The sequence below is a fragment of the Ruegeria sp. N4 genome, from assembly GCF_056531425.1.
Window position 1 is genome coordinate 766376 of record NZ_JBQFLT010000001.1, and the last position, 12637, is coordinate 779012.

The window sequence follows — 12637 nt, forward strand, 5'->3', positions numbered from 1 at the left end:
CAATGACCCCCGGGAACGTACATAATCCTGCGGGCGTGGACTGGCTTTTCGAAAGCCTCGTCTCGGCGCGCAAGGACAATAACCGTAACCTTCTTTATGTTTGTGCGGCGTTCCTGTTGGTCTCCTTTGTCAGCATCGCGTTCAATCTGGATGCCTTCGACCAGCTTCAGTTCGATCTGCTGTCGGTCGAAGGCAGTCTGACAAGCGCCTGGCCGATCCGGGCCATGCTGTGTGTCGCCTGTGTCGTGTCCTATGCCTCGGTCATTTACATCGTGCTCGAACAGCAGCGCCTGCAGCTGGGCATGGACTATCTGGCCGCCATCGAACACAGCGACGCAGCCGCCCTGGGCCAGTTCACCGAATGGCTGGAACAGAACCATCCGCGCGTCTCAAAGGCGCGCTCTGTGGTCGTGGGGGTGTTCGTCACCTTCTGCGCGGCCATTCTCCTGATCGATATCGCAACGCTGATCTACTCATTTTCGAAGTAAGAGGACATGAAGACATGCCCACCGAAATTCTGATGCCCGCCCTTTCGCCCACGATGGAGGAAGGCACGCTTGCCAAATGGCTGGTCAAAGAGGGCGACACAGTCTCTTCCGGCGACCTGCTGGCCGAGATCGAAACCGACAAGGCCACGATGGAGTTCGAGGCCGTTGACGAAGGCACCATCGGAAAAATCCTGATCCCCGAGGGCACCGAAGGCGTCAAGGTCAACACCGCCATTGCAGTCCTGCTGGAAGATGGCGAAAGCGCTGACGATATCGCGGCCACATCTGCCAAGGCTCCTGAGGCGGCCCCAGCCGCCGCGGGTAACGAGGCTGCCGCGCCAGCGGCATCCGAGGCGCCCGCCCCTGCCCCGGCGGCCCCGGTCAAGGCAGATGGTGGACGGATCTTTGCCTCGCCGCTGGCCCGTCGCATCGCTGCGCAGAAAGGTCTTGATCTGGCGCAGATCGCTGGGTCCGGCCCGCATGGTCGTATCGTCAAGGCGGATGTCGAAGGCGCAACCGCAACGGCACCTGCTGCCGCCCCGGCACCCGCCGCAGCGGCTCCGGCGGCTGCTGCCCCGGCTGGCCCATCGGCAGATGCTGTCGCCCGGATGTACGAAGGGCGCGAGTACGAAGAAATCAAACTCGACGGGATGCGCAAAACCATCGCCGCGCGCCTGTCCGAGGCCAAGCAGACCATCCCGCATTTCTACCTGCGCCGCGACATCAAGCTGGACGCCCTGCTCAAATTCCGCAGCCAGTTGAACAAGCAGTTGGAAGGCCGTGGCGTGAAGCTGAGCGTCAATGACTTCATCATCAAGGCCGTCGCCAACGCGCTGCAACAGGTTCCGGCCTGCAATGCGGTCTGGGCAGGCGACCGCGTGCTGCAATTGAAACCCTCGGACGTGGCTGTCGCTGTCGCCATCGAAGGCGGGTTGTTCACTCCGGTCCTGCAGGATGCCGACACCAAATCACTCTCGGCCCTTTCGACCGAGATGAAAGATCTTGCTGGTCGCGCGCGCGAGCGCAAGCTGGCCCCGCACGAATATCAGGGTGGCACGTTTGCGGTCTCGAACCTCGGCATGTTCGGCATCGACAATTTCGACGCCATCGTGAACCCGCCGCATGCCGGTATTCTGGCCGTCGGTTCGGGGGTCAAGAAGCCTGTTGTTGGTGATGACGGAGAACTGGCAGTCGCCACCGTCATGTCCGTCACCATGTCGGTCGATCACCGCGTTATCGACGGCGCGCTTGGGGCGGAACTGCTGCAGGCCATCGTCGACAATCTGGAAAACCCAATGGTCATGCTGGCCTGAACGAATTTCTCCCGCCGGGTCCAAACCCGGCGGGAATTTTTACGATCACCGCCATGATGTGAGCGGGCGTGATCGCCTGGGCAATTGCCCAACACCCGATCCCATACCACCTTGGATGCATAGACAACCCAGATGCACAGGTGCGCCATGGCTTTCGGAACTACCACAAAAACCCTGTTACTGGTCGCTTTGACAGCGACCGCGCTGCCCGCTGCGGCCATCGCCAAGCCCAACAGCTATCCGGGTGAGAATTCAAAGTTCAAATCCAGCGACCCCGCCGTGATCGCCCAGCAAAAAGCCGAGCAGAAACAGCGCTTTGAAGAGCGGAAAAAACGGCGTCAGGAAAGAAGGCTCAAGCGGTTGAACCGAAAGAAGAACCGCTTGAACTGATCCTTACTGGTCCTTGCCCAGCATGTGATCCATCGAGATCGAGGGCTGATCGCATCCGGCCTCGCCCACGATCTTAGCGGGAATACCGGCCACGGTTTTGCACGATGGCACGGGTTGCAGAACCACGGACCCGGCCGCGATACGGCTGCAATGGCCGACCTCGATATTGCCCAGAACCTTGGCCCCGGCACCGATCAGAACACCGTTCCCGATCTTGGGATGGCGCTGTTCCTCTTCCTTGCCGGTCCCGCCCAACGTCACCGAATGCAGCATCGAGACATTGTCGCCCACAACCGCAGTTTCGCCGATCACGATAGAATGGGCGTGGTCGATCATGATGCCCTTGCCGATCTTGGCAGCCGGGTGAATGTCGATCCCGAAAATCTCGGACGAGCGCATCTGGAAGAAATAGGCCAGATCGTGCCGGCCCTTGGTCCACAGCCAATGCGCGACCCGGTAGGCCTGCATAGCCTGATAGCCCTTGAAATACAGAATCGGCTGCAACAGGCGGTGGCATGCCGGATCGCGTTCATAGACGGCCATCAAATCGGCCCGCGCCGCTTCGACCAGGCTTGGATCGTCGGCATAGGCCTCATCCACGATCTCGCGCAGGACCATCATCGACATCTCGTTCGAGCACAGCTTGGCCGAAACCCGATAGGACAAAGCCCTGTCAAGGCTGCGATGGTGCAGGATACAGGCGTGCACCAGCCCGCCCATCAGCGGCTCTTGCTCCACCGCTTCGGTGGCTTCCGAGGTGATGCGATCCCAAACCGGGTCGACTTGTGTCACATGGCTGCGCTTTTTGAACATAGCTTTTGATCCTTTGCTGCGCCTAGAATGCCATTTAGTGGCAAAAACACCAAACGCAAACCCGTGAACTGCATCGCAACGAAAATGAATGAGTCCCAGCGCCGTTATTTCGAGACACAAATTCGCGAGCGATTGGCCGAATTGTCGGCACTATCTGCCTCGGGACAGCAGGCACAGGCTGTGGTGGAATTGGATCAGCAAGCTGTCGGACGGCTTAGCCGCATGGATGCGTTGCAAAATCAGGCCATGGCCAAGGCGCAGCAGGCCAACCGGGATATTGAAGCCCACCGCCTGAACACCGCCTTGCAACGCCTTGAGGACGGTGAATACGGCTGTTGCGAGGATTGTGGTGAGCGGATTCCCGATGACCGCCTGAAGCTGGATCTGGCGGCCAGTAAATGCGTCAGCTGTGCGTCCGGCTGATATGGAAACGGATCAACTGTCGCAGAACCATCTCAAAACACTGACAATATTGCACGTCGTCAAACCCCGGCTCATCCGCCAGAACCCGTGTACGCGCCGTGGCCATCAGCGAGCCGTTGCCATAAAGCGGATGCAGACGTCCGGTTTTCTGAACATGGGCGTCGGCCAGTTTCGCCTCAGCAATCATCTGCACGCACAGGCGCGTGCGGCTGGGATGCGGCGCGGCCAACAAGGCCCGCGCCGCCGAACTGAGATCGCCGTGAAGAACCGGGCGCATGGCGGCGATTTACCCAACCGCCACGCGCGCCGTTGCGCCCGGCCCGAATATGGCCGAGACCTGCGCGACCTCAATCTCAAACGCTCCGGTCACGCCATCCGCGATTCGCATCGCCGTTGAATAGGTCCAGCGGGGCTGTGTCGCAAGATCCTCGCGAATGACCGCGCCGCCCGAGTGGACCCGAACGAGATAAGACTCGGTTTCTTCACCCAGCGGAACATCCAGACCAGACCAATCATCACCGTCCAACCGGGTGCGCCGGACCCATGTCGCCTCATGACCGGCGGAGGTCTGACGCACCGCCAAATGCGCGGGGGAATAGGGCCGCAAACCGTTGCCGTCAAAGGCGTGAACCAAGTGCTCATAAGCCGGATCATCATAGCCGCGCGTTGCCGGTCCGATGCGATAGTGCTTGTCCACACGCCGCTCGGTCCGCAGCAGGTTGATCTGCGAGACGCTGTCATTCAGCAGCACAAAGAGTGAGCCATCGGGCCAGGCGTCCGGCATCAAGGCATCCGTCCCCAACTGCCCCCGCAAACGCCCGGACAAGGCATAGACACCGGGGCTTTCGAGATGGGCGCTTGAGAACTGGAAAATCTCCCAGTTGCCGGGCGTTCCATCCCCGATGGCCGCCAGATTGAGACCGTTCAGCAACGACTCGCGCGGCTGGGATTCCAACCGACCGTCAATCAGCCGAACCCGCAGCAGCGGGCCTTCATCCCAGACCCCGGCACTTGCGCGTCGGAGGGGCGTTTCGGTCAGGCCAATCGTCGCCGGGGCGGTGATCACATCGCTGAGCGTATAGCCCTGATCATTGGTCGAGCTATAGACGGCGGCATTTCCCGGCCATGGGTCCGCTGCAACAGCCAGATACGGCGCGTGCGGCACCTCGGCCCCGGTGATCAGCGGCAGGTCCATGAAGACCGGCAAAACGGGCACCGGGGCCAGATAGGGCCGCACAGTCGGGGGTTCGTCTTCAATGTCCGACAGCTTGTAGACACCGTGTTCAATGCGAACCGCGTCGGCCAGTTGCAACCCGGCGCTTTCCAGCCGGTCGATCCGGTACCGCGCACCGGTGTCGTCGTCAGACAACCGCACCACATCCCCCGCCCCAAGATGCATCATGGAGGGCGGCAGCGCAAAACGCGCCGAGTCACGGGACACCCGCGCCTCGCTCAACCACCGCTCAGCAGTTTGCCGCCCCTCGCCGCGTGTCATCGACAAGGGCATTTCGTTGACCGCGACAGAATGGGTTTTGTCGTCGGGCAAAATCGCCTCCTCCGCCACAATATCGTGGTCGGAATCGGATTGGACAAAACGCAGGCGCACCCGACCGGTCATCTCGGCCTCGGCCTCGCGGCGGTATTCGACGGTGCCGTCAAGATCGGTGCTGATCGCCAAGTGGTCCGGATCTACGTCAATGGCGCCAAGGCCGTCCCGCATTTGGAACCGCAACACGCCATCCCGTTCGATCGCGTCGAACCCATAGCGCAGCATCAACGGTTGCAGGGCCGAACGCGCGTTGGTGACATCTTCGATCACATAGCCCCGCACCACGCCGTATAGGCCGCCGACGTCAATATCGGTGACACCTGCGCCATGGCAGATCTCGGTCACGACCGAGGCCAGCGTGCGCGCACCGGACCGGCCATTTAGCCAATGGCCACGGGCATAGTTCGCCCCATCGCTCCATTTCCCGCGTCGGTTCGGGAAGGCCGGGAACGGTCGCGCATCCCAGGCCCAGACATAGGCGTTCGACAGATCGACCATGGGCTTGCCATAGATGGGTGATTTTGGATTCACCTCAGGATCAGCCCAATAGGTCAGCATTGCCGTCAGGTACTGAACCTGAATGAAATCGTCACGCATCCCGTTCGAATAGGCCGGAAGCCGGGATTCCGAGGATTTGGGGTCCAGAAACTTGTTCGGCTGGTTCGTGCCCTTGTCGATGGCGGCACAGCCCAATTCCGTGAACCAGATCGGCTTCGAGCCCGGCACCCAATCGGTCGGGTTTGCCTGCCTTACGCCATCGATCCGGTTGTGGTGCGTGTTCGACCACCAGTTCCGCAGATCCTTGTACCGCCAGATCCACGGCTCATCATGCTCGCCATCCTCAATCGGAGTGCGAATTTGCGCCACGTCCTCTTCCGGCGAGGCATAGTACCAATCATAGCCCTCGCCGCCTTCGATATTGCTGCGAAGGTAGTCCAGATCGTAGATCGACGGAGCGCCTGCGGCGGCATCCAGATGATCCTCGCCGTCGCGCCAGTCGGACAGGGGCATGTAGTTGTCGATGCCTACAAAATCGATGTCATCATCTGCCCATAAGGGATCGAGGTGGAACAACCGATCACTGGTGCCGGGTGGCTGATAGCCGAAATATTCGCTCCAATCCGCCGCATAGCCGATTTTTGTGTTTGGACCCAAAATCTCGCGCACCTCGGACGCCAGCGCGCGCAGCTGCGCCACCGCCGGGAACCCATCAGCGCCGCGGATCTGAGTCAGGCCCCGCATCTCGGAGGCAATGCAAAAAGAATCGACCCCGCCTGCGGCTTTGCACAACGCCGCATAATGCAGAATGAAGCGGCAAAGGCCCCATTCCTGCGGACCTGTATAGGTGACGACGCCGTCGCCAACCACAAAATCGCTGGCGCGTGCCGTCCCGAAGAACTGCGCCACCTGCACATCTGCCGAGATGGTTTGATCCGGTGATCCGGTTCGTCCCGGCGCGATATTCAAGGTGATGCGCCCGCGCCATGGCAGGTGCGGCTGGTTGGCGTTATCAGACCAGGGGTCAGGCAAACCGTTGCCCTTCAACTGCTCCATCAGAATGAACGGATAGAACATGACCCGCTTGCCGCGCTGTTTCAGGTGCCGGATCGCCTCGACCACAGAAGCATCCGCCGGGGTTCCGCCATAGACCGGTCGATTGTCGTCATGCGCCACGATCTGAGCGTAACTGCGCCGGACGCCCGAGACACGCCATGGCATTCCCTGACCATCCGCATCCCGGCGTTCGACCTTTGGCCGGATTTCGCAGGACGCGCAGCGCAGATCATCCCCGAACCACGAAACGATAAGCGAGGCCGCGTCGCACCCCGGCAGTTCCCGTCCCAACGCCCGCGTGGACGACACCAGATCGGTCCGACCTGATGCCGAGCTGACATTGGCCGGTGCGCTCTTGCCGTAGCCCAGCGCATAGTTCACTTGCTGACTGGCCAGCGCATATTCACCCGTGCCGGGCATCAGCGCGACGCCCTGCACCAGTTGGGGAAGCGAGGTTTCATAGTCCGGCATGTCACTCTGTGCGGGACGCACAACTTCGAACGAGAATTGCGGGACGCGGTTGCCGAATGCGGCAAGCTGAAAATCCTCGATCACCACATAAGCCGTGCCGCGATAGGCCGGAACATTTCCCGCGCCCTCAATCGCCTCGATCAGCGGGTCCGGCAACTGATTCGCCGTTCCGCGATAGATGCGCATGTTCAAGCTGTTGTGCTCCAGCTCTTCCCCATCGGCCCAGATACGCCCGACATCGGCAATCGTGCCGACGCCAACAGCAATCGCCAGCGAGATCGAGTAGCTGTAGGTGACGGTCGTAACCTCGGGGGCTTTGGGCTTGCCTTTGCCACCCCCGCCGCCTTCGGTGGTTTCACTGCGGGTTTCCAGAAAGTCCGATGCCCAGATCACCTGCCCGCCGACCCGCATCCGGCCAAACACGGTCGAAACCGGGGCACCCTCGCCTGTCTCGGTCAGGCGAAACCGGTCCATGCGGCCGGTTTCCACCACTTCACTGCCGCCGCCCATGACGGATTGGCTCAGAAATCTCTGATCAATCACACGTCCCAGTGTGGCCCCGACGGCGCGGCCAATGATGGCAGTCGAAAGGCCCGCAACCGTACCACCGATTGAGCCGCCCAGCGCTGCCCCGGCTGCGGATAATAGAATAGTCGCCATCAGCGGTCCTCCAACGGGAATTCAAAACAAGCGACCACGCGGCGACGCCACGGATCGCTGAGTGCGTTTTCCACAACGCCATATCCGGAATAAGCATGAATGAATCGCGGGACCGCGCCGATGCCGGTCACAATCCCAAGATGCTTGGCAACGCCAGCGTCACGCATGCGGAACAACACCACATCCGCAGGGGCCAGATCCGCGATTGGCTTTTCGGTCAGATGACGCTGCGCCGCCGCCCACATCCGTTCCTCGCCCTGAGGTTCGGACCAATCCATGCTGTAGATCGGCACCTCTTCGGGCTCCTGCCCGATTTGCGCCCGCCACACACCGCGCAAAAGCCCCAGGCAATCCGTGCCCGCCCCCTTGGTCGAGGCCTGATGGACGTATGGCGTACCAAGCCAATCGCGCGCCTCGTCCACGATATCCTGTCTGTTGGGCTTCACCGCCTGCTTCCCCCTTTGTTCGGATTGCTTTTCTTGGGCACAGCCATCATCCAGTCTTCGCCCGGAAGATCAGGGAACCCTTGGAAATTCAGCAGGTTGTTGAACTTCAACCGGCAGGTGCGCATGCGTTTGTCACATCCGGCGGTCAGACGGACGCGGTCGCCCAAGGCAAGCCCGCCGCCAATGCTGGACCACATGGTGATCTCTCGCCCACCGGCAGTTTTCTGATCCGTCTTGATCGAGGACCAAAGCCCACTGGCAGATCCGGACAGCACGTCCAGACGCCCGCGCTTGAACCACCCGGACGCAAAGGCCGCTCCACCCGCCAGTCGGATCTGAGTGCCCCCGTCGAACCCGACGATATCCGCTTCAACCCAGAAACCTTCAACTTCTGTATTGAACCGGCAGGACCGGTCGCCAAGGACGGCGGTGCAGGGCTTTTGATACACCCGCCCCACGGGCCGGTTCAGCAAATCCGTCAGCCCGCGCAATTCGGCATGAAAAGCACCACCAGCGCGCCGCAACTCACCAATTGAACCGCGAAACTGCAAAATCCGCTGGTCCGGATTGGCCCAATTGACCAGCCAGGCCCGTACCTGAGCGCCATCGAACCGACCGGCTTCAATGTCCTCCTCGCGCACAGCTGCATCGGACAACGCACCCATCGCTTCGGTATTGTCGATTGACAGGCCGGTGGCCTGCTCGATGGCGGCGGCGGTCAAGCCGGTGCTGGCCTTGAAGGTCAGACCCTCGAAGGTCAGCGCCAAATCGTGATCGGTGAACCCGTATTCCTGCCCATCCGTGCGCGTTATCGCCCAGCAGCGGCAAACCGTGGTCAGCCCGCTTTGCAGATGACCATGCAGTCCCTGAACATCTCCGGCCATCAGACACGCACCTCGACCACGGGAACATTCGGGACGTCACCGGCCTGAAAGCTGGCCACGCTGGTCTGGATCTTGTCAGTGTCGAACCGGACCGGCACGTCGAACTCGTACCCTGCCGTGATCTCGACCCCTTCGGGTGGCGGATCAGAAAAGGTCACCGAGCCGGTGTTCAGATCGACCTCAAAATCCACGCCCTCGCGCACGGCGTCCTGATCCAGCCCCAGTACAACTGTGCCCAGAACCGGTTTGGTGATCGGACGCATATAGCTGACGCCGCCGGATGTATAGGTCTTGACCAGTTGAAACGCTGTGCGCACCCCGTCGCCCAGCGCGATGACCTGATCATCCATCGCAACATCTGCCGAGGCCACGCCGGACTTGAAATCAGACCAGTCCTTCCAGCGGAAGCCGAACATCTGCCCCTGTCGCGCCTCGAAGAAGGAAATCAGCGTCTCGATATCGTCCAGCGAGCGCATGCCCAGCCCCGCGTCATAGCGACGGCGCGAATGCGCCCAGGGGGTGTTGCGCTCTTCGAACCCGTTGGCCAGCGTCACGATATCGGTGCGCCGTTCTGGCCCGCCGACCGAGCCAAAGCTCAGGCTGGCCGGAAATCTGACCTCGTGAAAATTCATGATCTGCTCCCGGAATTATCTGTTGCGATTGCCGCGCCCCAGGGCCCGGCTCATCTGTGCCGCGATCTGGCCCTGGCTGCGGCGGAACCCCTGAAGGTCAGGCGTTGTGATGTTCATGACGACATTGACCGCGCGCCCACCGACCGAGGTGCGCACGCCCAGCTTGCCATCCGGCCCGCGGGCCAAGGGCATGATCGCCTCGGGGCCCGCCTCACCCATCAGCCCGGTGCCGCCCCGCATCGGGAAGGTGGTCGGGCCGCTGATCACACCGCCATTGGCAAAGGGCATCACGCGCCCCTGACTGAAGCTGCCGCCATCGGCAAAAGGCAGAACCCCCTGCACTACGCTGCCGACTGTGTTGGCCAGCAACCCGCCAAAGTGATCCGTCACCGGCTTGATCGCCGCCGCATAGGCCGTTTGGATCAGCGAGTTCTTCAACACGTCCAGCGCATCCGACAGGTTCATTCCGTCCAGCACCACGCCGTCAAAGGCCTTGCGCAACCCGCTGGACATGCCGCGTTCCAGCGTGGCGACATCCTTGCCGGTTTCCTCAAAAGCTGCGCTGATGCGCTTCATCTGCCCGTCAAAGGCCGCTGCCATGCTGGCCGCATCACTCAGCGAGTCGCCCAGCGCCTCGCCCCGTTCCTGCAGGTCGTCAAACCCGTCACGATCCGTCATCACGCTCTCCTTCTTGCTTGTCCGGGTAGGCCGCCAACAGCGCGTCCAGCCCGGCGCGGTTCATCGCGGGCATCCCGGCGCCCTGCCCCAGCATCAGCCGCAGCTCGGCCGGGGTCAGACGCCAGAACTGTTCCGGCGTCAGGCGCAGGCCGACGAAACCGGCCCGCATCAGAACAGGCCAGTCGAACCCGCTCATGCGCCACCCGGCACCATGAAGGCCCGCGCCAGCAGTTCGGCCGCCGCTTTTGCGCCCGCCATGGGGCCGCCTGCGATCTCGGCATGCATCACATCGGCCCGCGCCACATCGGCCCCACCGCCGCGCAATCCGGCCACAATCAGCGCCAGCACATCACTGCTGGAATAGGCCCCGCCTTCGAACCGCTGCACCAGATCGACCAGCGACCCGGCTTTCAATTCTTGCTCCAAATCCGCCAAGGCACCCAAAGTCAGTTTGAGCACCCGCCGCTCCCCATCGATGGTCAATGCCACCTCGCCCGTCCACGGATTGGCCATCAGAGCGCCGTGAAGCTCAGCGCACCGGCGCTTGCCAGGCTCATCTCATAGGTCGCCTCGCCATTGTGCGAGCCTGCGTATTCGATGCCGGTCACCTGAAACGGGCCTTCGACAATGCCGAAATCGGGAATGATCACCTGAAATCCCGGCGTCTCACCATCGAAGAACAACTGCCGTGCGCGCTCATCCGTGCCTTCGTCCCGAAACACGCCCGAGCCAGAGATCGAGGCCGACTTGACCCCTGCCCCCGACAGCAACTCACGCCAGCCGCCCTGGCTTTCCAGCGTTGTCACATCCACACTTTCCGCGTTGAAACTGATCCGCGTGGCGCGCAGGCCCGCGATGGTTTCGAACAGGCCCGTGCCGTTCATATCCACTTTGACCAACAGGTCTTTTCCGTTCTGGGCAGCCATGTGCTCTCTCCGTTGATTGCTTAGTCGTCTTCCACGCGGGCGCGGAATCTCAGGTCGATCTGGCGGATCGCGCCGCCTGTTCCGGTGCGCCGGGCGCGGGCACGTTCGAACCACAGCCCAACCAGACGCCCCCGATCCAGGGTCAGCTCCGCGCCTTCCAGCGCGTCACACACCGCCCCGGCCAGCATCTTGGCCGCGCTGAAACCAGCCGCCTCGGACACCACGGAAACCGCGAACCGATGCAATGCACCCGCGCCGGATTTGTCCGAGGCTTCCCGGACCTCCTCTGGGCCCAGCGTCACGTAGGTCTGGGGGATGGTTCCGGTGGGCACCGCGTCATAGATCGCGCCACCGGATTGGGCGCTGACATCGGCGTCGTTCGAAAGCTGTTGAAACACCGCCGCCTGCAAAGCAGCTGAAACGCCGTAACTCATGCTGCCACCTCTTCGTCTGCAAAGCAGGTCAGATACCGGCCCTGCGGGTCCCGATCCGCAACCGCGCGGATCACAAAGCGGCGCGCGCCTTCCACAAAACGCTGATCCGGCGAAGGCCGCATCGAGGACCCCTCGGGCGCGCCGCGCACGACAATGCGATAACCAACGCGCGACACCGGCACCCCGGCGATGGATCGCTCGGACCCGCTGCGCGCTGTTATCTCGGCCCATACTGTGCCCAGCGCCTCCCAGGTCTCGGCAAAGCCGCCCGCACCGTCAGCCACTCGTATGGGGGCCTCAAGCACCAGCTTGCGGTTCAGATGCGGCGCGCTCATTGGCTCACCCCTGCGCCAAAGCGTACAATCCGGTAGCGCTGGATCAGGCTGGTGACGCCAAAAGGCATGCAGCCCGCGCCAAGCGCCGTTTCATCGCGATATTCGTAGTAATGGGCAGCCAGCAGCAGCACCGCCTGCCCCAGATCGGCGGGCAATCCGCCCCAATCCATCGACAGCCCGGCGGTCAAATCAATCTTCACACTGCCCCCGGTCGGGACCTTGGGCAAAGCAGTCGCCACAGGCCGCAGCCGGGGGCGCTGACTGTCCCGCTCCAGCCGATAAGCACCGTCATCGGCAACGCTGTCCACGCCGGCCGCATCGGTCACCGTGACCACATCAATCGCCGAGACCGGGGCAACCGGCAAAACCTCGCCCGACGGATCGCGCCAGCCGTTCAGGCTCCAGGAAAAAGCGCGTTCAATCAGAATCTTGCCCGTGCGCGCCTCAATCGCGGCAATCGCTGCCCGCAGAAAACCCTTCAGCACCTCGTCCTGCACATTGTCCTCGGCAAAGCCTGTGCCCAGCCGCAGATGCGCCTTGAACTGATCCACCGGCAGCGCCGCATCCGCGATGGCGGTTTCTTCGATCAACATCATCCATTCACTCCGCAATCTCGGCCCCCTCCGGGGGTCGTCACTTCA

General features: G+C 62.1%; 17 protein-coding genes. 4 read left to right on the forward strand and 13 right to left on the reverse strand.

The genetic code is table 11. The annotated features are described in order from the left end of the window. Positions 1 to 2: 2 nt before the first annotated feature. The 3 genes from ACR0LW_RS03780 to ACR0LW_RS03790 all read left to right on the forward strand — a co-directional run bounded on the left by ACR0LW_RS03780 (position 3) and on the right by ACR0LW_RS03790 (position 2191). On the forward strand, positions 3 to 488 hold the full coding sequence (locus ACR0LW_RS03780) for a hypothetical protein (protein ID WP_170449933.1): 486 nt from the start codon (positions 3 to 5) through the stop codon (positions 486 to 488). Positions 489 to 502: 14 nt separating this feature from the next. Beyond that, complete coding sequence (locus ACR0LW_RS03785) at positions 503 to 1801, forward strand: pyruvate dehydrogenase complex dihydrolipoamide acetyltransferase (RefSeq protein WP_480881608.1); 1299 nt, start codon at positions 503 to 505, stop codon at positions 1799 to 1801. A gap of 147 nt (positions 1802 to 1948) precedes the next feature. Next, positions 1949 to 2191 (forward strand): hypothetical protein, encoded by a 243-nt coding sequence (locus ACR0LW_RS03790; RefSeq protein WP_480708345.1) that lies wholly within the window; start codon positions 1949 to 1951, stop codon positions 2189 to 2191. 3 nt (positions 2192 to 2194) lie between these two features. Here ACR0LW_RS03790 and cysE read toward each other — a convergent pair whose 3' ends face one another. Continuing rightward, entirely contained in the window at positions 2195 to 3004 is an 810-nt protein-coding gene (gene cysE / locus ACR0LW_RS03795; protein WP_170519339.1) for a serine O-acetyltransferase, read from the reverse strand. A gap of 27 nt (positions 3005 to 3031) precedes the next feature. Here cysE and ACR0LW_RS03800 point away from each other — a divergent pair, with 27 nt between their 5' ends. Beyond that, a complete protein-coding gene (locus ACR0LW_RS03800) occupies positions 3032 to 3427 on the forward strand; it encodes a TraR/DksA family transcriptional regulator (protein ID WP_480881610.1) in 396 nt (131 codons plus the stop codon). Here the strand turns inward: ACR0LW_RS03800 and ACR0LW_RS03805 are convergent. Genes ACR0LW_RS03805 through ACR0LW_RS03860 form a run of 12 tightly spaced genes read right to left on the reverse strand, consistent with a single transcriptional unit; the run spans position 3408 to position 12592 of the window. Continuing rightward, on the reverse strand, positions 3408 to 3704 hold the full coding sequence (locus ACR0LW_RS03805; RefSeq protein WP_480881611.1) for a DUF7742 family protein: 297 nt from the start codon (positions 3702 to 3704) through the stop codon (positions 3408 to 3410). The two genes, ACR0LW_RS03800 and ACR0LW_RS03805, sit on opposite strands and share 20 nt — an antisense overlap. A gap of 9 nt (positions 3705 to 3713) precedes the next feature. Then, on the reverse strand, positions 3714 to 7661 hold the full coding sequence (locus tag ACR0LW_RS03810; protein WP_480881612.1) for a baseplate multidomain protein megatron: 3948 nt from the start codon (positions 7659 to 7661) through the stop codon (positions 3714 to 3716). Beyond that, a complete protein-coding gene (locus tag ACR0LW_RS03815; protein WP_170449919.1) occupies positions 7661 to 8107 on the reverse strand; it encodes an NlpC/P60 family protein in 447 nt (148 codons plus the stop codon). Before ACR0LW_RS03815 ends, ACR0LW_RS03810 begins: the two co-directional genes overlap by 1 nt. Then, positions 8104 to 8991: a baseplate hub domain-containing protein gene (locus tag ACR0LW_RS03820; RefSeq protein WP_170449917.1), complete on the reverse strand. Its 888-nt coding sequence runs from the start codon at positions 8989 to 8991 to the stop codon at positions 8104 to 8106. Before ACR0LW_RS03820 ends, ACR0LW_RS03815 begins: the two co-directional genes overlap by 4 nt. Continuing rightward, on the reverse strand, positions 8991 to 9623 hold the full coding sequence (locus tag ACR0LW_RS03825) for a phage distal tail protein, Rcc01695 family (RefSeq protein ID WP_480881613.1): 633 nt from the start codon (positions 9621 to 9623) through the stop codon (positions 8991 to 8993). Before ACR0LW_RS03825 ends, ACR0LW_RS03820 begins: the two co-directional genes overlap by 1 nt. 15 nt (positions 9624 to 9638) lie before the next feature. Further along, positions 9639 to 10301, reverse strand: coding sequence for a phage tail tape measure protein (locus ACR0LW_RS03830; protein WP_480881614.1), 663 nt, complete (start codon positions 10299 to 10301; stop codon positions 9639 to 9641). Then, entirely contained in the window at positions 10288 to 10497 is a 210-nt protein-coding gene (locus ACR0LW_RS03835) for a rcc01693 family protein (protein ID WP_480881615.1), read from the reverse strand. The genes ACR0LW_RS03830 and ACR0LW_RS03835 overlap by 14 nt, the downstream gene beginning before the upstream one ends. Beyond that, positions 10494 to 10814, reverse strand: coding sequence for a gene transfer agent family protein (locus tag ACR0LW_RS03840; RefSeq protein WP_480881617.1), 321 nt, complete (start codon positions 10812 to 10814; stop codon positions 10494 to 10496). The genes ACR0LW_RS03835 and ACR0LW_RS03840 overlap by 4 nt, the downstream gene beginning before the upstream one ends. Further along, on the reverse strand, positions 10814 to 11227 hold the full coding sequence (locus ACR0LW_RS03845; protein ID WP_170449906.1) for a phage major tail protein, TP901-1 family: 414 nt from the start codon (positions 11225 to 11227) through the stop codon (positions 10814 to 10816). Before ACR0LW_RS03845 ends, ACR0LW_RS03840 begins: the two co-directional genes overlap by 1 nt. Before the next feature lie 20 nt (positions 11228 to 11247). Then, positions 11248 to 11661, reverse strand: a complete 414-nt coding sequence (locus ACR0LW_RS03850; RefSeq protein WP_480881618.1) for a DUF3168 domain-containing protein — start codon at positions 11659 to 11661, stop codon at positions 11248 to 11250. Beyond that, the gene (locus ACR0LW_RS03855) at positions 11658 to 11996 is read right to left on the reverse strand and encodes a phage head closure protein (RefSeq protein WP_170449902.1); all 339 of its coding nucleotides are present in this window, start codon (positions 11994 to 11996) and stop codon (positions 11658 to 11660) included. The genes ACR0LW_RS03850 and ACR0LW_RS03855 overlap by 4 nt, the downstream gene beginning before the upstream one ends. After that, complete coding sequence (locus tag ACR0LW_RS03860; protein WP_480881620.1) at positions 11993 to 12592, reverse strand: head-tail connector protein; 600 nt, start codon at positions 12590 to 12592, stop codon at positions 11993 to 11995. The genes ACR0LW_RS03855 and ACR0LW_RS03860 overlap by 4 nt, the downstream gene beginning before the upstream one ends. Between the last annotated feature and the right edge of the window lie 45 nt (positions 12593 to 12637).

What these genes read in the sequence shown, in the direction of transcription:
- ACR0LW_RS03780 (WP_170449933.1), top strand. Translation starts at nt 3, where the DNA reads ATGACCCCCGGGAACGTACATAATCCTGCGGGCGTGGACTGGCTTTTC.
- ACR0LW_RS03785 (WP_480881608.1), top strand. Translation starts at nt 503, where the DNA reads ATGCCCACCGAAATTCTGATGCCCGCCCTTTCGCCCACGATGGAGGAA.
- ACR0LW_RS03790 (WP_480708345.1), top strand. Translation starts at nt 1,949, where the DNA reads ATGGCTTTCGGAACTACCACAAAAACCCTGTTACTGGTCGCTTTGACA.
- cysE (WP_170519339.1), bottom strand. Translation starts at nt 3,004, where the DNA reads ATGTTCAAAAAGCGCAGCCATGTGACACAAGTCGACCCGGTTTGGGAT.
- ACR0LW_RS03800 (WP_480881610.1), top strand. Translation starts at nt 3,032, where the DNA reads ATGCCATTTAGTGGCAAAAACACCAAACGCAAACCCGTGAACTGCATC.
- ACR0LW_RS03805 (WP_480881611.1), bottom strand. Translation starts at nt 3,704, where the DNA reads ATGCGCCCGGTTCTTCACGGCGATCTCAGTTCGGCGGCGCGGGCCTTG.
- ACR0LW_RS03810 (WP_480881612.1), bottom strand. Translation starts at nt 7,661, where the DNA reads ATGGCGACTATTCTATTATCCGCAGCCGGGGCAGCGCTGGGCGGCTCA.
- ACR0LW_RS03820 (WP_170449917.1), bottom strand. Translation starts at nt 8,991, where the DNA reads ATGGCCGGAGATGTTCAGGGACTGCATGGTCATCTGCAAAGCGGGCTG.
- ACR0LW_RS03825 (WP_480881613.1), bottom strand. Translation starts at nt 9,623, where the DNA reads ATGAATTTTCACGAGGTCAGATTTCCGGCCAGCCTGAGCTTTGGCTCG.
- ACR0LW_RS03830 (WP_480881614.1), bottom strand. Translation starts at nt 10,301, where the DNA reads ATGACGGATCGTGACGGGTTTGACGACCTGCAGGAACGGGGCGAGGCG.
- ACR0LW_RS03835 (WP_480881615.1), bottom strand. Translation starts at nt 10,497, where the DNA reads ATGAGCGGGTTCGACTGGCCTGTTCTGATGCGGGCCGGTTTCGTCGGC.
- ACR0LW_RS03840 (WP_480881617.1), bottom strand. Translation starts at nt 10,814, where the DNA reads ATGGCCAATCCGTGGACGGGCGAGGTGGCATTGACCATCGATGGGGAG.
- ACR0LW_RS03845 (WP_170449906.1), bottom strand. Translation starts at nt 11,227, where the DNA reads ATGGCTGCCCAGAACGGAAAAGACCTGTTGGTCAAAGTGGATATGAAC.
- ACR0LW_RS03850 (WP_480881618.1), bottom strand. Translation starts at nt 11,661, where the DNA reads ATGAGTTACGGCGTTTCAGCTGCTTTGCAGGCGGCGGTGTTTCAACAG.
- ACR0LW_RS03855 (WP_170449902.1), bottom strand. Translation starts at nt 11,996, where the DNA reads ATGAGCGCGCCGCATCTGAACCGCAAGCTGGTGCTTGAGGCCCCCATA.
- ACR0LW_RS03860 (WP_480881620.1), bottom strand. Translation starts at nt 12,592, where the DNA reads ATGATGTTGATCGAAGAAACCGCCATCGCGGATGCGGCGCTGCCGGTG.